Origin of the sequence: Marinobacter sp. LQ44 (assembly GCF_001447155.2) — a bacterium.
Classification (GTDB): domain Bacteria; phylum Pseudomonadota; class Gammaproteobacteria; order Pseudomonadales; family Oleiphilaceae; genus Marinobacter.
This window is the reverse complement of sequence record NZ_CP014754.1, coordinates 2,431,395-2,450,013: the sequence shown is the minus strand read 5'-3', so window position 1 is coordinate 2,450,013 and position 18,619 is coordinate 2,431,395. Positions and strand designations below refer to the sequence as shown.

17 protein-coding genes are annotated in these 18,619 nt (G+C 58.2%); 6 read left to right on the top strand and 11 right to left on the bottom strand.

Annotation, left to right across the window (positions count from 1 at the left end):
* Positions 1-25 precede the first annotated feature (25 nt).
* Positions 26-664, top strand: a complete 639-nt coding sequence (locus tag ASQ50_RS11315) for a TetR family transcriptional regulator (RefSeq protein WP_058090836.1) — start codon at positions 26-28, stop codon at positions 662-664.
* 24 nt (positions 665-688) lie between these two features.
* Here ASQ50_RS11315 and bamE read toward each other — a convergent pair whose 3' ends face one another.
* Positions 689-1,000: an outer membrane protein assembly factor BamE gene (bamE, locus tag ASQ50_RS11310; protein WP_052009733.1), complete on the bottom strand. Its 312-nt coding sequence runs from the start codon at positions 998-1,000 to the stop codon at positions 689-691.
* 153 nt (positions 1,001-1,153) lie between these two features.
* Complete coding sequence (locus ASQ50_RS11305; protein WP_058090837.1) at positions 1,154-2,266, bottom strand: NADH:flavin oxidoreductase; 1,113 nt, start codon at positions 2,264-2,266, stop codon at positions 1,154-1,156.
* 91 nt (positions 2,267-2,357) lie between these two features.
* Here ASQ50_RS11305 and ASQ50_RS11300 point away from each other — a divergent pair, with 91 nt between their 5' ends.
* A complete protein-coding gene (locus ASQ50_RS11300) occupies positions 2,358-2,822 on the top strand; it encodes a winged helix-turn-helix transcriptional regulator (RefSeq protein ID WP_058090838.1) in 465 nt (154 codons plus the stop codon).
* 168 nt (positions 2,823-2,990) lie between these two features.
* Positions 2,991-3,719 carry an OmpW/AlkL family protein gene (locus ASQ50_RS11295; protein WP_058090839.1) on the top strand — a complete coding sequence of 243 codons (729 nt, stop codon included), beginning with the start codon at positions 2,991-2,993 and terminating at the stop codon, positions 3,717-3,719.
* A gap of 106 nt (positions 3,720-3,825) precedes the next feature.
* Here ASQ50_RS11295 and ASQ50_RS11290 read toward each other — a convergent pair whose 3' ends face one another.
* On the bottom strand, positions 3,826-5,157 hold the full coding sequence (locus tag ASQ50_RS11290; RefSeq protein WP_058090840.1) for a DEAD/DEAH box helicase: 1,332 nt from the start codon (positions 5,155-5,157) through the stop codon (positions 3,826-3,828).
* Positions 5,158-5,505: 348 nt separating this feature from the next.
* Between ASQ50_RS11290 and ASQ50_RS11285 the strand changes: the two genes are divergently transcribed.
* Together ASQ50_RS11285 and dsbG are read left to right on the top strand one after the other, a co-directional pair.
* Positions 5,506-6,354, top strand: coding sequence for a TlpA disulfide reductase family protein (locus tag ASQ50_RS11285; protein WP_058090841.1), 849 nt, complete (start codon positions 5,506-5,508; stop codon positions 6,352-6,354).
* Positions 6,347-7,123: a thiol:disulfide interchange protein DsbG gene (gene dsbG / locus ASQ50_RS11280; protein WP_058090842.1), complete on the top strand. Its 777-nt coding sequence runs from the start codon at positions 6,347-6,349 to the stop codon at positions 7,121-7,123. Before ASQ50_RS11285 ends, dsbG begins: the two co-directional genes overlap by 8 nt.
* A 14-nt stretch (positions 7,124-7,137) precedes the next feature.
* Here dsbG and ASQ50_RS11275 read toward each other — a convergent pair whose 3' ends face one another.
* The 4 genes from ASQ50_RS11275 to ASQ50_RS11260 form a co-directional block, all read right to left on the bottom strand.
* Entirely contained in the window at positions 7,138-8,439 is a 1,302-nt protein-coding gene (locus tag ASQ50_RS11275; protein ID WP_058090843.1) for a hypothetical protein, read from the bottom strand.
* Positions 8,440-8,552: 113 nt separating this feature from the next.
* Positions 8,553-10,079 carry a flavin-containing monooxygenase gene (locus ASQ50_RS11270; protein WP_058090844.1) on the bottom strand — a complete coding sequence of 509 codons (1,527 nt, stop codon included), beginning with the start codon at positions 10,077-10,079 and terminating at the stop codon, positions 8,553-8,555.
* A 131-nt stretch (positions 10,080-10,210) separates the two neighbouring features.
* Positions 10,211-10,753 carry a YgjV family protein gene (locus ASQ50_RS11265; protein ID WP_058090845.1) on the bottom strand — a complete coding sequence of 181 codons (543 nt, stop codon included), beginning with the start codon at positions 10,751-10,753 and terminating at the stop codon, positions 10,211-10,213.
* A 37-nt stretch (positions 10,754-10,790) separates the two neighbouring features.
* A complete protein-coding gene (locus tag ASQ50_RS11260) occupies positions 10,791-11,945 on the bottom strand; it encodes an ABC transporter substrate-binding protein (RefSeq protein WP_082888477.1) in 1,155 nt (384 codons plus the stop codon).
* 189 nt (positions 11,946-12,134) lie between these two features.
* Between ASQ50_RS11260 and ASQ50_RS11255 the strand changes: the two genes are divergently transcribed.
* Entirely contained in the window at positions 12,135-12,806 is a 672-nt protein-coding gene (locus tag ASQ50_RS11255) for a transglutaminase-like domain-containing protein (RefSeq protein WP_058090847.1), read from the top strand.
* 72 nt (positions 12,807-12,878) lie between these two features.
* Here the strand turns inward: ASQ50_RS11255 and ahpF are convergent, their stop codons facing one another.
* The 4 genes from ahpF to betA form a co-directional block, all read right to left on the bottom strand.
* The gene (ahpF, locus tag ASQ50_RS11250) at positions 12,879-14,444 is read right to left on the bottom strand and encodes an alkyl hydroperoxide reductase subunit F (protein ID WP_058090848.1); all 1,566 of its coding nucleotides are present in this window, start codon (positions 14,442-14,444) and stop codon (positions 12,879-12,881) included.
* Positions 14,445-14,666: 222 nt separating this feature from the next.
* Positions 14,667-15,230 carry an alkyl hydroperoxide reductase subunit C gene (gene ahpC / locus ASQ50_RS11245; protein ID WP_082780548.1) on the bottom strand — a complete coding sequence of 188 codons (564 nt, stop codon included), beginning with the start codon at positions 15,228-15,230 and terminating at the stop codon, positions 14,667-14,669.
* 128 nt (positions 15,231-15,358) lie between these two features.
* Positions 15,359-16,576 carry a choline transporter gene (locus ASQ50_RS11240; protein WP_058090849.1) on the bottom strand — a complete coding sequence of 406 codons (1,218 nt, stop codon included), beginning with the start codon at positions 16,574-16,576 and terminating at the stop codon, positions 15,359-15,361.
* 241 nt (positions 16,577-16,817) lie between these two features.
* Positions 16,818-18,512 carry a choline dehydrogenase gene (betA, locus tag ASQ50_RS11235; RefSeq protein ID WP_058090850.1) on the bottom strand — a complete coding sequence of 565 codons (1,695 nt, stop codon included), beginning with the start codon at positions 18,510-18,512 and terminating at the stop codon, positions 16,818-16,820.
* Positions 18,513-18,619: the final 107 nt, after the last annotated feature.

Below are 18,619 nucleotides of genomic sequence, written 5' to 3'. Positions count from 1 at the left end.
CTGACTCCAAAAACACGAGGCTTAGATGAACACACTGGCCGGCGGAAAACTGAAACTGGTGCAGGCCGCATTGCGGTTGATTACCGAAACACGGAGCCTGACATCACTCGGGCTGCGGGAGCTGGCCCGTGAGGCTGGGTTGAATCCGAATACCTTTTACCGGCACTTCAAGAGCCTGGACGAATTCGGGCTGCAAGTACTGGGGTATATCGCCGAGGACATGAAAACCGGCGTGCGACAACTGCGGCAGATGGCGGATTCATCCGAGCAGGCATCCCACGACACCGTCACCTTTGTGTACCACTACTTCCTCGCCAATCCCGCCGCCACCACGGTCGCCGTCCGCGAGCTGCACGGGCCCTCGCCGGTGTTACGCCGGGCGCTGGAGGCGCAGCTGGATGCCAGTGCCCGGGAGATGGCGGAGGACATTCTTGAGCGGGGATTGGTGCCAGGTGTGGAGGCCGCTGTGGTGCATGAAGTTTCCCACATGACCATCCGCTATATCCTGTTCCGGGCCATGGATTACATTGAGAAGCCCGAGCAGCGGGAAAAGATCCAGCAGGAAACCGAACGGTTTATCAACCGGCAGTTCCGGGGGGCCATGATTGAGGGGCTAAACGAGGAAGAGGTGCTGGCGTTGAAAGCTGCACCGGGGCAAACCTGAAGCCCGCCCCGGCACTGAACAGCCTTACTCGGTGGTATTAAAAACGTAGGATGACACCGTACCATCGCTGTTGAACCGCACCACCAGGTCCGTCGTTTCTGCATCACCAAAGGCAGACCAGCGATACTTGCCATAAGTCCAGGTACGCTTGCCGTCTTCCACCCCGGTGCGCCAGGGCTCGCCGAACATGTCCTGAATGTCCGCCCGGGTGGTTTCACCAATGCGGATCTGGTCCACATTGTGGGTCGCAAAATCGCGGCCTACCGTCGCGCAGCCCACCAGGGTCGCCAACAACAAGGCCATGCCAGCCAGTTTCAGATGTCGAGCCACTGCCATATACAACTCCTTTTTCGATGGTTGAATCATTACTGAACACAGCATAGCGATTCTGTAAAACTGTGCGATTAACAACCGGATAACTTTCACCCACAAAAAAGCCGCGGGGCCTTAGAAGGCGCCGCGGCAAGCAGGATCGAAGGAGTAGTTCGATCAGTAAAGCTTGGCCAGGGATTTCTTGGCAAAGGCTTCCACTTCATTCAATCGGCCTTCTTTCACTTTCACCAGCCATTCCGGATCTTGCAGCAGGGCGCGGCCAACAGCGATCAGGTCGAATTCGCCGTTGGTCATGCGCTCAACCAGCTCATCAATACCGGACTGCTCCACGGCTTCTTTCTGGCTGGCGAAGGTGCCGCTGATGAAGTCTTCGGTCAGGCCCACGCTGCCGACAGACATGGTTGGCTTGCCAGTGAGCTTCTGGGTCCACCCGGCCAGATTCAGGTTGGAACCTTCAAATTCCGGCTCCCAGAAGCGGCGGGTGGAAGCGTGGAAGATGTCGACACCGGCCTCCACCAGAGGCTTCAGGAAGCGTTCCAGTTCCTCGGGGCTATTCACCAGTCTTGCTTCGTAGTCCTGCTGCTTCCACTGAGAGAAGCGCAGCATGATCGGGTAATCCGGGCCAACGCGATGGCGGACTTCTTCGACGAGTTCCACCACAAAGCGCAGGCGGTTTTCCATGCTGCCGCCGTATTCGTCGTCACGCTGATTGGTGCCTTCCCATAGGAACTGGTCCAGCAGGTAACCATGGGCGCCGTGGATTTCCACGCCGTCAAAGCCCAGAGCCTTGGCATCCTGAGCGGCATCGCCGAAGGCTTTGATCACGTCCTGAATGTCTTCTTTGGTCATGGCCTTGCCGTTGGGCTTGCCCGGAGCGAACAGGCCGGACGGGCTATAACCGGGAACCGACGGATCCGGCTCGATACCTTCCTTGCGTACCGCGCCCACGTGCCACAGTTGCGGGAAAATGGCGCCGCCGGCTTCGTGCACGGCATCCACCACCTTCTTCCAGCCCGCCAGGGCTTCGTCGCCATAAAAGGCCGGTACGTTCGGGTAACCGTTGGCAGCCGCGTGATTCACTACCGTGCCTTCGGTAATGATCAGGCCAACACCGGCCTCGGCGCGGCGGCGATAGTAGTCCACCACATCCTGGCCCGGAACACCCTTGGGCGAGAAATTGCGGGTCATCGGGGCCATGGCTACGCGGTTGCGCAGCTTGAGGTTGTGAAGTTCAAACGGTTCAAACAACGGTCCTAGATTCATGCTCATAAACAGTATGCAACCTCATCAATTTGGTTTCTTAAAGCAACCCTATTAAATCCGGTTTCAAAATGCAACCCTATTCGGTACACTCCCCCACATGGCCAGAAAACGTTTTGATGACTCCAACTGCTCCGTCGCCCGCGCCCTGAATGAAGTGGGGGACTGGTGGTCGCTGCTGATTGTGCTGCATGCCATGTACGGCACCCGCCGGTTTGTGGATTTTCAGCAGCAGCTGGGGATTGCCAAGAACATTCTGTGCGACCGACTGGCTAAACTGGTCGACAACGAAGTTTTGCGTAAAGTGGATGTGGGCGAGCACGGCTCACGCTTTGAGTACCGGCTCACGGAGAAAGGCCGCGACCTGTTTCCGGTAGTGGTGGCTCTGCGCCAGTGGGGCGACAAGTGGAACCCCGCCCCGGACGGCCAGCCCCTGGACCTGCGCGATCGCGATACCGGTAAGCCGGTGCAACCGGTTACCGTGCGCAATGCCGAAGGCCAACCACTGTCAATCCGTGATGTGTTCGTTCCAGACAATGCTGAAAGCGACAGCAAAACGGCCTGACCATAAGGGCAAACCGCATTCTCAGGAATCACCCCGATTTTTTTGAGCTGAATCAAGAGCCACACCAAACCAGATCCGCTGCCCGCCATTTCTTGCGCTAAATCAAGTTTCCCCGGCCCCGCTCCATTACATTGAGTCCATCGACTTTTAATGGATAAGGAGATGGCTATGTCTCGTGGTTTCAAAATGGGTGTTCTGGCAGCGGCTGTGATGGCAACTGCACCGGCCGTTCAGGCTTTCGAAGCGGGTGATTTCATTCTGCGTGCGGGTGTTGTGCATGTGGCACCGGATGATTCCAGTGATTCTATTACTGTGGGTGGCGCACCGCTGCTTTCCGGTGCAGATTCAAAAGTCACTGTCGATTCCAATACACAGCTGGGCCTGCGTGCCACCTATATGTTTACCAACAACCTCGGTGTCGGCCTGCTGGGTGCAACCCCGTTCAAGCACAACATCAACGGTGGCGGCGATATTCCGAGTGACGTCAAGCTGGGCGAAACCAAACACCTGCCGCCAACCCTGACCCTGCAATACTTTCCGCTGGCAAGCTCTTCAGCCTTCCAGCCATTCGTGGGCGTGGGCGTGAACTACACCACTTTCTTTGAAGAGAAGACCACCGGAACTCTGGATAGCGTGGTTGCTGCAGAATACGGCAACCCCGGAGCCCGCACGTCGCTGGACCTGGACGACAGTGTTGGCGTGGCCGTGGAAGTGGGCATGGACTACATGCTGAGTGAGAATTTTGGTCTTAACGCGGCAATCTGGTGGGCAGACATCAATACCGATGCCCGTGTGAAGGTTTACGATGCGAACGGTGACTTCGCCGCACAGACAGACAAGTTCGAAGTAGAAATCGACCCCATGGTCTACATGGTCGGTTTCACCTACAAGTTCTGATCCCACGTACCCCTGGCAGCCTTCTGGTCTGTGGGCTGCCAGCTGGTGCGTTCTCCTGTGCGGGGCTTTTCAGCCCCGCTTTTTTATGTCTGGAGAACCGGAGTGCTCAGGCGCTCTGGCGCTGAGCCGGGCGGCCACTTCTACCCTGCCCCTGGCCACGGCCTTGGCCGTCGCCCTGACCACCACGGCCACGACCGCCGCTGCGACCAGCCGGTTTCGGGCCAAAGCTCTTGCCAGCGCCACCCTGAGGGCGACGATTGCGAGCCTTGCTCGGGTCCGCCTTGGCTTTGGGCTTCAGCGGCAGGTTGTTCTTCGGCTCAAAGCCTTCGATTTCCTTGCGCGGCAGCTGCTTTTTGATCAACCGCTCAATGCCTGCCAGCATCTTGCCTTCATCGGCGCTCACCAGCGACAGGGCATGGCCACTTTCGCCGGCACGGCCAGTACGGCCGATGCGGTGAACGTAGTCTTCCGGCACATTCGGCAGTTCGAAGTTCACCACCTGGGGCAACTGCTTGATATCCAGGCCGCGGGCGGCGATATCGGTAGCAACCAGCACACGCACTTCGCCGGCCTTGAAGTCCGCCAGCGCACGGGTGCGGGCACCCTGGGACTTGTTGCCGTGGATGGCCGCGGCGGTAATGCCGTCTTTTTCCAATTTCTGGGTCAGGCGGTTGGCGCCGTGCTTGGTGCGCGTGAACACCAGCACCTGTTCCCAGGCATTGTCACGCACCAACTTGCTCAGCAACGCCGTCTTCTGGCTCTGGTCGACCGGGTACACCGACTGTTTCACCTTCTCGGCGGTGGTGTTACGGGCAGCGACTTCTACCTGCACCGGGTTATCCAGCAGGCCCTGGGCCAGGGTGCGGATTTCGTTAGAGAAGGTAGCTGAGAACAGCAGGTTCTGGCGCTTGGCCGGCAGCAACGCCAGGATCTTGCGGATATCGCGAATAAAGCCCATGTCCAGCATGCGGTCGGCTTCGTCCAGCACCAGGATTTCCACTTCGTTGAAGCGCACCGCGTTCTGCTGGTACAGGTCCATCAAACGGCCCGGTGTGGCCACCAGCACGTCCAGGCCCTTGCGCAGCTTCATCATCTGCGGGTTGATCTTTACGCCACCGAACACCACGGCGGCCTTGGTGGGCACGTATTTGCTGTAGAGGTTAACACTGTCGTGTACCTGCGCGGCCAGCTCCCGAGTGGGTGTAAGAATCAGGGCGCGTGGGCCTTTGCCAGTGCGGGGGTTTTCCGCCAGGCGCTGCAACAAAGGCAGGGTAAAACCAGCGGTTTTACCGGTGCCGGTCTGGGCCGCAGCCATGACGTCCTTGCCAGACAACACGGCAGGAATGGCCTGCTGCTGGATGGGAGACGGGGTTTCATAACCCTGATCGGCGGTGGCACGGACCAGCTGCTCGGACAAACCGAGGGAAGAAAAACTCATATAAAATATACTCTTGATTGATTCTGCCTCCACGAACACCGGATGCGGCGAATGCGGGCAGATGCCATGAACATTCATGGAATAAAAGACGACTACGGTCACGCGCCGATATCGGGGTGACGTCCTCTGACAGGTCGTATGGAGGTTCGCAAAGCGGCAAAGAGCCAGAAACTGCGGAATCCCTAGAGGCAGGATGCATGCACGGTAACAGAGGGCTGGTGAAATAGCTATAGGTGGTTTTGATTAGCAGGCTTTCATTTTCCAGGCCATAAATGGAACTCTGACACGGCCCGCCGGTCATTAGCCGCCATAGATGCTTGAAAAACCCATTCATAATCCGGAGATACCATGCTCAGTGTTGGCGTTGGCCCTGTCAGTTTTTCCATCGGGCACCTGTTGCTGGTCCTGGCTTTTATTGTTGCCCTGATTGTCGGGGGCATCACCGGCCGCAAACATGGAACACCCATCGCCGGCACATTGGCGGATATCTTCGTGGTCGCTATGCTCAGTGCCCGCATCGGCTTCGTGATTCGCTATTACGAGCACTACCAGGGCGACTGGCTGGGCATGATTGATATCCGGGACGGTGGCTTTGATATGGTCGCAGGCCTGGTCGCTGCCCTGGTGTTTGCCGGCTTCCTGATGTGGCGACGGGCCAGCAGCCGCCGGGCGCTGGGTACGGCCATGGCGGCCGGTCTGCTGACCTGGGGCCTGACCGGCGGGGCCATTCAGCTGATCAACCAGCAACTCAAAGGCCTGCCGGAAGTTGCGCTGACCGATCTCAACGAGCAACCGGTCGATTTGAGCGCCATCGCCAATGGCCAGCCCACGGTCGTGAACCTTTGGGCCACCTGGTGCCCGCCCTGCATCCGGGAAATGCCAGTGCTCGAAGAAGCCCAAAAGCGTTACCCCGGCATCAATTTCGTTTTCGCCAACCAGGGCGAGCACCCGGAAACCATACAGCGGTTCCTGTCTGAGCAGAACCTGGATTTACACCACGTGCTGAGCGACCGACAGGGCCAGTTTGGCCGAGTGACCGGCAGCCACGGCCTGCCTACCACCCTGTTCTATAACGCTGAAGGAAACCTGGTGGATAGCCATATGGGCGAATTGTCCCGTGCCAGCCTGTTCCGGGGGCTGGAACGCTTTGACTCCCGCTTTCTGACACCCGCAACCGAGGTTTCATCCAATGATTGAGCAAATCCCGAAACGCCTGTTCCAGGTCGCTCTTGTACCGGCAACCATTCTGGCCGGCGCAGCCCAGGCCCAGACTTACCCCGCCGCCATTCAATCGCTGGAACAGCAGGGAGTTCGGGTCGTTGAAAGCTTTGACGCACCCGGCGGAATGACTGGCTACGTGGGCGAAATGCAGGGCCGCTCGCTGGCGTTTTACCTGACGCCAGACGGCGACCATGTGATTGTCGGCACCCTGCTGGATGCCCAAGGCGACAACCTCAGCGCCGCCAGTATCGATGAACTGGTCACCGGCCCCAAATTCGCCGAAGCCTGGTCGCAGCTTGAGGAAAGCCACTGGGTAAGGGATGGCTCTGCCGATGCCGAAACCGTGGTGTACACCTTTACCGACCCCAACTGCCCCTACTGCTACCGCTTCCGCCAGCAGGCGGAGCCCTGGATTGACGCCGGTAAGGTACAGCTACGGCATATTATCGTGGGTATTCTGCGGGAAGACAGCCTGACCAAGGCCGCGACGATCCTCGGCAGCGATGACCCGGAAGCCGCACTGCACCAGCATATGGACACCTATGAGCAAGGTGGTATCGAGGTAGACCGGAAGCGGGTCAGCGCCGCCCATATGGATGTGAAAGCCAACGACCGGCTGATGCAGGATCTGGGTTTACAGGCAACACCCAGCACCCTGTACAAGGATGGTGAAGGCAACGTGAAGATGGTTCAGGGCCTGCCTAACCCGCAAGCCCTGCAGCGCATGATGGGCCCGAGGCCCTGATTTGCTGCCGTTGGTCAGGCCAGCCAGACAGTCAGGCCAACGGCAATAGCGCTGGCGGCGGACAACGCGATTAACGACAACACCAGGCTCCACCGTAAAGAAGCATCCCGGGCGGGATAACCGGTCAGCCGCTCCATGATCAGGGCGTTGGCCGCAAACGGGGTGCCGAATGCCGTGATACCCCAGCCGGTGACCATGGCAAAGCCCAGCCCCAGCACGGCGCCAGGTGGCCACGCTGGCCCAAGGATACCGCCAATCAAGGTACCTGTGAGGATCGGGTTGGCACCGGCCAGCCCAGCCAGAAAGAAACTCCAGGGCACCAGTGCCGCCAGGACCGGCCACGCCCAGCCCGGCAAGCCCATATCGCCGTTCACCTGCCCTAGCACCACCGCACTGATCACCGAACCAATAAAAGCGGAACCACCCACAATGGCCAGTTCATTACTGACGTTGGCCATAGTAGGTGGTCTAGGGGTGTTACCCGTAAACAAGGACAGGGCCCAGCCAATAATGACCGCCGCCAGGCAGCTCAGGGTAACCGAACGGGCGTAGCTGAGTTGGTAAACATGGCTGAACAGGAACACCCCGATACAGATACCCAGGATAATGCCGCCAAACCGCAACCAGGCTGCAGCACCGGCACTGTCTGCTGACCCGGTTGCAAGCTGCGATTCTGGCTCACGCCAGAGAAAGCCCGCCAGAAGCACCAGCATGGCAAACGGCAGTGAAAGGCCAATGAGCTGAGCGCCACCAAGGCTTGGCAGAAGCGTCAATGTCAGCGCTACAGAGATGGATAACGGCGACCAGATTGGCGATACGCCAAAGCCTCGGAGCACCGCCCGGGTGCTGTTGCGGGTAGCCGCAGAATCGCCGGAACGGCGGATTCGCTCGGAGATCAGGCTACCAACCACCGCCACCGAACCGAAGTTGAGAGGCACCGACACCAGCGCCGTGCCGAACGCCAGGCTCGCATACCGGGTACCCGGCTTGCCGCTGAACAGGCTACTGGAGATTCGCTGCAGATCCCGGGAACCGGCCAATACCGACGACAACAACATCACCGACAGAATCAGCCCGGCCAAACGGGTCATGTTCCCGGCCGCCCCTTCCACCAATCCGGGGTCACGGCCAAACGCAAAGGCCATCGCCAGCACCGCCACCGCAAATACCGCACGAGGCACCCGGCGCATGTCCTGCCAGCCAAGACTGACCGCCAGGCTCACCGCCACCGCACCCAAATACGCCATACCCGGCAGGGTCGCCAGTACAGCGGCAATCAGGGCCACATAGGCCAGCGCGGATCGGAGTGTGGACACAGCAAGGTTCCCGGCAGATCAGTCAGGTAGCATGATGACTTGCCATATTAAGGAACCTATCTACACAGCGCTATCCGCAATTATGGGGATACCCTTCACCAATGCCTGTCCGCTCAGGCCCCAAACAGCGCCGAGCGCAGCGGTTTCAGGAAGCCCGCCTTCTCCGGGCTGGCCTGCTGGCTGCGCCGGCCATCAAACTCCAGATAACCGTCTTCAATGGGCTCGAAACGCAGAATCTTCACATCTTGCAGGTAGTTCTGGCTGGCTTTCCAGGGCCCGTGAGTGCCCTGGCGCGGCAACCGGTCTTCGGCACGCTTGATGTAACCGGCATCCAGCGAGCCCAGAATGGTGTCGTTGCCCAGGCTGTTTTCCGTGTCTCGCGGCACCACCACCTGATAACCCTTGCGATCCATATGGTTGATCAAACGGCACAGGTATTCACTGGCAATATCGGCCTTGAGGGTCCAGGAGATGTTGGTGTACCCGAAGATCATGGCGGAATTGGGCATGCCTTCCACCATCACGTTCTTGTAGATCACCTTTTCCTTCAAGACCACACCCTGGCCGTCCACCGTGGGCTGGATGCCACCCAGCATCTGGATATCCAGGCCGGTGGCCGGAATGATGATGTCTGCTTCCAGCTCTTCACCGGATTTGAGGCGAATGCCGGTTTCGGTGAAACGTTCAATATGGTCGGTTTTGATCGAGGCGGTACCCGCCTTGATGGCATCAAACAGGTCGCCGTCTTTAACCACACACAGGCGCTGATCCCAAGGGTTGTAGTCGGGGGTAAAGTGGCGCATATCCGCCTTGCCCTTCAACTGGCGTTTGATCACCGACAGGAACAGCCGGCGCATGGCCTTCGGGCTCTTGCGGGAACGCTCGTAGAGCAGGCGCGAAATCGAGATATTTCGGGCCCGGGTCAGCCGATAGGCGGCTTTCTCCGGCAGTACCTTCTGCAGCGCCAGGGTGACCTTATCGGTCGACGGCAACGGCATCAGATAGGTGGGCGAACGCTGCAGCATGGTGACATGGGCCGCTTTTTCCGCCATGGTGGGCACCAGAGTAATGGCGGTCGCCCCACTGCCAATCACCACCACCTTCTTGCCGGTGTAATCCAGGTTCTCCGGCCAGTGCTGCGGGTGCACCACCTGGCCTTTGAAGTCTTTCTCGCCGGGGAAATCGGGCTTGTAGCCCTGATCGTAGTTGTAGTAACCGGTGCAGCCCACCAGGAAGCTGGCCGTGTAGGTCTCCGCCTCGCCGGTTTTTTCGTTCACCGCCGTCAGCTTCCAGCATTTTTCCTCACAGGACCAGTCCGCTGTCTTTACCGCCACACCGTAGCGGATGTTCCTTTCCACATCGTTTTCCCGGGCGGTGTCGGCCACGTACTGCTTGATAGAAGCACCATCCGCCAGCACCTTGCCGCCGGTCCAGGGCCGGAAGTTGTAGCCAAAGGTGAACATGTCGGAATCGGAGCGAATGCCGGGGTAACGGAACAGGTCCCAGGTACCGCCCAGAGACTGTCTGCGCTCCAGAATAGCGAAGCGTTTGCCGGGACATTCCCGTTTCAGGTGGCAGGCCATGCCAATGCCGGAAACGCCGGCGCCGATAATCAGAACGTCGTAATGTTGGTGGCTCATGTCAGGTATCTCCCGGGCTTATCCTTATTATCAATACCCTCTAAGGTACGCCCGTCACTGACGGCTGCAATTGGCCTTAATCCCTCCAAAAGGCCGTTTGAATAGCCAAAGGAGAGCTCGTCAGCCAATACCTATGGCTCAACACCCGGATATTTTTGCCGGATACGATACAGCCGATAGATGGTGATCACATTGGTCACCAGCACCATGGCCTCGGCCAGAATCCCGCCCACTGAACCGATCACGATGTTGTTCAGCATCCAGCAGAACGCCGCCAGCCCCAGCACAATGCGCAGCGGGATACCCCGGAGCATGAACATGCCAATGGTTCCCAGGATGGCCGCCGCCAGCGGAAACACATCAGTGGCCGACTTCCAGGTGGCCCAGGCGACCAGCAGGTTAACCCCCAGCATCGCCAGCATGATTGGCCAGCTGCCCTGATACTTACGCGCCAGGGAAATGCGCACAATCACCAGTACGGTCAGGGCCGCTGCCGTCCAGCTCTCAAAGAAGGCAAACATCAGGGCAAAAGCGACGTTGGCGGAGATCAGCAGCACCATCAGCCGGTCGTCGTTCTTGTTGGCGAAGCCGGCAATGCAGAAGGCCAGAGCGACCAGACCAAACAACTGGCCGAGGCTATCGGTAAGGCTGAGTGAGGTCATAAATTCCGGCATAGGAATTCCGTGTAGCCCAGAACAAGGAGGGAGGGCCCTATTGGCGAACCAGCTGGTTACCGCCACCCAGCTGGATAAGCCCGGACGAAAACTGATCCATTAATTGCTCAGCGCTGAAGTCCTGTTCTCTCAGCTGCGGATTGAGCGCACGGCTGAATTGCCTGAAATCGAGGGCCTTCCAGTTTTCCGGCGCCAGCATTCGTTCGACCAAATGCACATTGTCGGCTGTCGCTGGCTCAAACTGGTAGCGCAAGGCCGCAGATCGCCGGCCCTCAGCAAAGTCGTAACCATGGTGGTAATCGTGAATGAGCAACAGCGCGAGGCCTCCGCCCATAAAATGGCGACCAAGGCTCACCATCAGATCACCCCGGTGAATGGCTGCCAACGCCCTGGGCTCCCAATCCACACCGCCAACAATCACATCCTCGCCGGGCGTCCGGCCAGCGTTTCTGGCGGCTTCAATGGCGCCAAGCGCCATTCCATCACTGGCATTCCAGATCACGGTGGTTTGCGGATAGCGCCGGAACAACACCGACATTTTTTCGCTGGCCTGCTGCTCACTCCACTCAGCGGGCACCAACTGCAAGAGCTGGCCATTACCGATACTGGTGGCGTTCAGCAAACCCTGGTTTCGATCCCTGGCAGCGGAAGAATCCTGCGTTCCGGTCAACGCCACCATCGGCACCGGCTCCCCGGCCTCAACCAAACCACGCTCCACCGCCCGGCGCTCCAACAGCCTGGCCAAGGTTCGGCCAGCCTCCACGTTGTCAGGCACCACATGGCCAATCCAGCTATCCAGCGTCTCCCTGGGCATTCCCACTGCGGCCCGTGTAGCCTCGGGCACATCCGTGTTGAAAGAAAACACTTTCACACCCTGCCCATGGGCCTGCTCCAGTATCTGAGTGGTGACAAGCTCTTTGCACATGATGATCAGATAATCCGGCTTCTCCTCAGCGGTGACGATTTGCTGGGCCATGCGCAAGTAACTGAACCGGTGCCGGTCGGTATCGAACTGAACCTCAAGGTCAACATCCAGATCAACCGCCACCTGCTCCATAAACCCCGCCACCATCTGCCAGAAACGGGAATCGTCTGGTGACAGGAACGCCACACTTGGCGTTGTGCCGGCATCGGCAACCCGCATAAAAGAGCAAACAATGAGACTGATCAGCAGGACTGCGCGTAATGCCATGTAATTCCCTAACCATTGGCGTTTCTGGTCGTTCAGTATAACGAACATTCCAACATACGAGCCCCGGAGAACACCAACTCGATCACAACCGGTACGGAAGGTCAGCCGAATTGGCGGATAAAGTCATTGCCCATAGCTTGCTAACCGAGAGATCATCGGTCAATCATGCGCCAATGCCGGAAGATCACCATGGAAAACTACCTCAAGCCCACCGCATTCTTCGATTACGACAAGCCGGAAGTCAAAGCCTGGATTGACCAGCAACTTGAGGGTGTGCCCAATGAACCGGTAGAGCAGGTCAAGGCGTTGTACCTGGCGGTCCGTGACAGCGTCCAGTACAATCCTTATGTGTTCCAGACCGACCCAAACACCCTGTCTGCCAGCTACGCGCTGGAATCCCGCGAGAGCTACTGCATTCCCAAAGCGGTGCTGCTCGGCGCAGCCGCACGATACATCGGCATTCCCAGCCGTCTGGGCCTGGCCGATGTGCGCAATCACCTGTCCAGCCCCAAGCTGATCGAGTGGCTGCGCTCCGATATTTTCCGCATGCACGGTTTTATCGAGCTGTACCTGAACGGCCAATGGGTTAAAGCCACACCCGCCTTTAACAAGCAGCTTTGCGCGCTGATGAAAGTAGAACCGCTGGAGTTTGATGGCGTGAACGATTCCGTGTTCCAGGAGTTCACCGAAGACGGCCAGGCCCATATGGAATACATCAACGACCACGGCGTGTTCGATGACGTGCCCTTTGACTTTATCGTTGATGGGGTGCGTTCAGCGTACGGCCATCTGTTTGAGGCAGACGGAAAGCCCGCCCGCGTTGACGGCAGCCTGGAGCAAGACGTCACCAGCAACCCATAAAAAAACCGGCCACCCACTTCCCGTGGGCGCCGGCTACAGGGGTCAGCCTGAATTCAGGCTTGCGTGAACAACTTACTCGGCGGAGTTGCGAATCAGGAAATCAAAGGCACTCAAGGCGGCTTTGGAACCTTCGCCCATCGAAATCACGATCTGCTTGTACGGAACCGTGGTGGCATCGCCAGCGGCGAACACACCCGGAATCGAGGTCTCGTTACGATCATTTACGATGATCTCACCGTGCTGGCTCAGCTCAATATCACCTTTCAGCCACTCGGTGTTCGGCACCAGGCCGATCTGAACAAACACGCCTTCCAGCTCAACGTGATGCGACTCACCGGTGGTACGGTCGGTGTAGTTCAGGCCGCTGACCTTGCCATCGGTACCCACCACTTCCGTGGTCTGGCCGGAGGTAATGATCTTCACGTTGTTCAGGCTGCGCAGTTTCTTCTGCAGCACTTCGTCGGCACGCATCTGCTCACCGAACTCAATCAGGGTTACGTGGCCAACAATACCGGCCAGGTCGATCGCCGCTTCCACGCCGGAGTTACCACCACCAATCACCGCCACGCGCTTGCCTTTGAACAGCGGGCCGTCGCAGTGCGGGCAGTAGGCCACGCCCTTGTTGCGGTACTCTTCCTCACCCGGCACACCCATCTGGCGCCAGCGGGCACCGGTAGACAGAATCACCGTGCGGGCTTTCAGGGAACCGCCGTTCGCCAGCTTCACTTCATGCAGGCCACCAGTTTGCGCCGCCGGAATCAGCTTCTCGGCGCGCTGCATGTTCATGATGTCGACTTCGTATTCGTTAACGTGCTGTTCCATGGCCGCCACCAGCTTCGGGCCTTCGGTGTAAGGCACGGAGATCAGGTTTTCGATACCCATGGTGTCTGCTACCTGGCCACCAAAGCGCTCGGCCGCAATACCGGTTGAAATCCCCTTACGGGCGGCGTAGATGGCCGCTGCAGAACCCGCCGGGCCACCGCCGATCACCAGCACCTCAAAGGCGTCTTTCTGGTTGATCTTCTTGGCTTCTTTCTCCGCCGAGTTGGTGTCCAGCTTGGCCACAACTTCTTCCAGCGTCATCCGGCCCTGGCCCCAGGGCTGGCCATTCAGGTACACGCTCGGCACCGCCATTACCTCACGCTGCTCGACTTCGTTCTGGAACAGGGCGCCGTCGATGGAGGTGTGCTTGATGTTCGGGTTCAGCACACTCATCAGGTTAAAAGCCTGCACCACGTCCGGGCAGTTCTGGCAGGACAGGGAGAAATAGGTTTCAAACTCGAACTCACCGTCCAGTTCCTGGATTTGCTGAATCACTTCCTGAGAAGCCTTGGACGGGTGGCCGCCCACCTGCAACAGCGCAAGGACCAGAGAGGTAAACTCGTGGCCCATGGGAATACCGGCGAAACGCACGCCAATGTCAGTGCCCACACGGTTGATGGCAAACGACGGACGGCGCACATCAGCCGAATCTTCAGTCCGCAGGCTGATTTTCTCGGACATCGGCTCGATTTCTTCCAGCAGCTGCTTCAGCTCCTGGGACTTTTTGCTGTCGTCGTAGGCTGCCACCAGCTCAATAGGCTGCTGCAGCTTTTCCATGTAGGCCTTCAACTGTCCTTTGATATTGGCGTCCAACATGTTCGGTATTCCCCTTTATGTCGTGAAACTAACTGTCTGAATTCAAAAATGAATCGTTATCTGAAGTTGCAGGTACGATAAGGGCAAGCCGGGGCCTTCTCAAATTGATTGACCCAACCCATCTGATAGCTCAGACCTATAAGATTCCATGAAGTCGATTGATAGATACCAAAAAGGCCCGCTGTGCGGGCCTTTTTGCAAGTTTCACCCGAAAAGGGAAACTTAAATCTTGCCAACCAGGTCCAGAGACGGAGCCAGAGTTTCTTCGCCTTCTTTCCACTTGGCCGGGCAAACTTCGCCAGGATGGTTGCGAACATACTGGGCAGCCTTAACCTTGCGCAGCAGGTCGTCTGCGTCACGGCCGATGCCTTCAGCAGTGATTTCCATCGCCTGGATAACGCCATCCGGATCGATCAGGAAAGTAGCGCGGTCTGCCAGGCCCTGGCCTTCACGCATCACACCGAAGTTGTTGGTGATGGTGCCGGTCTGGTCGCCTACCATGTAATAGTTGATCTTGCCGATGGTCTCGGAAGTGTCGTGCCATGCTTTGTGGGTGAAGTGGGTGTCGGTAGACACAGAGAACACTTCAACGCCCAGCTTCTGCAGCTCTTCGTACTTGTCAGCGACATCGCCCAGTTCGGTCGGGCAAACGAAGGTGAAGTCGGCCGGGTAGAAGAAGAAAATGGCCCACTTGCCTTTTACGTCTGCTTCAGAGATTTCAACAAACTCGCCCTGCTTGAATGCGGTGGCGTTGAACGGTTTGATTTCGCTGTTAATGATACCCATCTCAGAATAACTCCTGTTGGTTCATTTGGGTTTAGGCTTGAAAACGGTGCATAAGATACGGCTTTGGCCCACTGGGTGAAAATTGATTATTTCCAAACCCGGAATAGGCTTAACCTATCAATGGGGCCTTATCCCGCAAGTTCAATCTTTCGGAAATCCAGAATATTTTCTTTTGGTGACGATTTGATGGCCGCCACCTCGGCCCGCTTGTTCGCCAGAATGTAGGCAAAACAGGCGAAGTAAAGGCCGATCACCAGCGCTCCAACCCATTGAATACGCAAAAAATCCAGCTGGAACAGCATGGTCAGCAGCACCATAACGCCAAAATTCACGATCACGTAGTTCATTCGGCCCATACGCCGGGCGGTCAGGTTCAGGTTATCGGTGTACAGCCGAATCAGCGAATCCAGTGAGTTCACCACCATCAGAACCCCCACCGAAATCATGGCCAGGTTGGTCATCGCCGCAATCTTCAGACCCTCGGCGTGGTAGTGGAACAGCACCGAGAACCACACACCGATAGCGATGGACGGCACCACCAGCATGGCAATCAGCAACTGCCAGGTTTTGATACCGCTGACGAAGCGAGCCGTAAACTGGCCAATCATGATGCTCCAGGAGAACCACCAGAACAGGTAGAACTCATGGTACTCGTTGATCGGCTGGGCAAATCGGTGAATGTTGGTAAAGTATTCCCCCAGCATGCCTGCGGTGCCGAAGAAATCCGCCGGTGAGCCCTTACCCATGGCAAAGGCCCGCAGCCACATGCCGGCAATCAGGGCAATGAACAGCACACTGGAACCGATACTCAGAATCCGCACATACTTGATCTTGGAACTGGAGTACACGGCCAGGGCAATGGCCGCAAACACGATCACATAGAACGCTGGCATCACGGTTTCACCGTCGCCCAACTGCGGCAGATACCAGGGCAGGTTCACCAGCAACAGGTACGCCGTGAAGGCACAGGTACCGATGATCACCACATTATTGATGATTTTCACCACCGGAACCTCGAAGAACTTCACCCTCGGCTCGATGATGGCGAAGTAAAAACAGGTCAGGAAATAGAAGCCCCAGATCAGGAACGCCCAGAAGCCAAACTCAATGGCCAGGGGATTGGCGAACCCGTATTCCGGGCTGGCAGAAAGATCGGCATAACTGCCAAACTCCGTCAGCGGGAACATGATCAGCCCCACATCCAGGCCCGAGGTGAACAGAATGGCAATGAACGTCAGGGTGCGAACCGGCGTCACGCCGATACACTGTACGTCCCACCATTTGTACAGAATCAGGGCAATGGCGGCGAAGGTGAAGATCAGGCCTGTGGATAACCAGAGTGTCATGCGCTGAGCCTCCGGTTGGTTGTTTTCAGTTTAATGCACAGCATGGGTGTTCCTCCTCTACTTTTTAAGCGCTGCTTAATTCGAATCGGACACAAACCCCCGCGTTTTCTTCTCGTTACGGGCCAGGACTTGCCTATCTGACGCCCAGGAAACGACCAGCACAGCCGTCGCGTTGATAGGGAAATCCTGATGGTTTGCTAACCCCGGAGGCCTTGCGCCCCCGGGGCCGGGGCTTCGGGCGCTAGATCAGCACCCGTTTCGCTTGCCCCGGTCGTTGGTGTGCCTGCCACTGGTCATCCATATGGACCGGCACATCCTCAGGTTGCAGGGGCTCCTTGCCCCGGATCAGGTCGGCTGCCCGCTCGGCCACCATGATGGTGGGCGCATTCAGGTTGCCGTTGGGTATGGTGGGGAAGATGGACGAATCCACTACCCGCAAATTCTTGAGCCCGTGTACACGGGTGTCTGGCCCGACTACCGCCATTGCGTCGGTGCCCATCTTGCAGGAGCAGGATGGGTGGTAGGCGCTCTCCACCGCCTGGCGCACAAAGGCATCGATCTCGTCATCGGTCTGTACATCCACGCCGGGCTGGATTTCCGCACCCCGGTAATCGTCCATGGCGGGCTGGTTGATGATCTCGCGGGTCAGGCGCACGCAGTCCCGGAAACCCTCCCGGTCGGCTTCGTGCTCCAGATAATTAAAGCGGATGGTCGGTGCCTGTCTTGGATCGGCGGATTGAACCCGCACATAGCCCCGGCTTTTCGGCTTGTTGTGGCCAATGTGCAGCTGGAAGCCGTCGCCATCAAAGGCTTCTTTGCCGTCATAGCGCATGGCCGCCGGCAGGAAGTGGTACTGCAGGTCCGGCCACTCAACACCCGCCTTGGAGCGGATAAAACCGCAGGACTCGAAGTGGTTGGTGGCGCCCAGCCCGTCTTTGCGCAGAATCCAGCGCACGCCGATCTTGAGCTTGTTCCACCAGTCCAGTTTGCCGTTGAGCGACACCGGCTGTTTGCAGCGGAACTGGAAGTAGAATTCCAGGTGGTCCTGCAGGTTCTCACCCACGCCGGGCAGATCGTGCTTGACCTCAATACCGGCCTGTTCCAGAACCTCTCGTTTGCCGATGCCGGACAACTGCAGCAGATGGGGTGAACCTATGGAACCGGCAGACAAAATCACTTCCTCAGCGGCATTGGCCTCGTGCATCTTGCCGCCCTGCTCGTAACACACACCGGTGGCGGTTTTGCCATCCGCGCCACCGAGCACCACCTTGTGCACAAGGGCGTGGGTAACCACCGTCAGGTTTGGTCGCGCCATGGCCGGGCGCAGGTAGGCGTTGGCCGTGGACCAGCGGCGACCGTTCTTCACGGTCATGTGCATGGCACCAAAGCCTTCCTGCTGGGCGCCGTTGTAATCGGCCGTTTCCAGGTAGCCGGCATCCACGCCCGCCTTGATGAACGCCTTGTACAGCGGGTTACGCATGTTGTTGCCGTTGTTGACCCCCAGCGGGCCGGTGTCGCCCCGGTAGTCATCGCCGCCAAAGGCCCAGGTCTCCGCCTTTTTGAAATACGGCAGCACGTTCTGGTAATGCCAGCCTGTGGCACCCTCGGAATCCCATTCGTCAAAATCCCGGGCGTGGCCACGCACATACACCATGCCGTTGATGGACGAGGAGCCACCGAGCACCTTGCCCCGGGGGCAGTGCATGCGGCGGTTATCCAGATACGGCTCCGGCTCGGTCTCGAACTGCCAGGCGTACTTCCTGGTGTTCATAGGAATGGACAGGGCTGTGGGCATCTGGATGAAGATGCTTTTGTCTCTGCCGCCGGTTTCCAGCAGCAGCACCTTGTGGCGGGCGTCTTCGGTGAGGCGGTTGGCCAGCACACAGCCGGCCGAGCCCGCGCCCACAATGATGTAGTCGTATCGGTTTTCTGTCATACGCAATCCTCTTTTCACTCAGCAGCCGCCAGAAAGGTTCTGATGTGCTGAAATGCAAGGCGCCCGGAACGCAGAAAGCGAGGCTTACCTGTAGGTAGGTGAGCTTT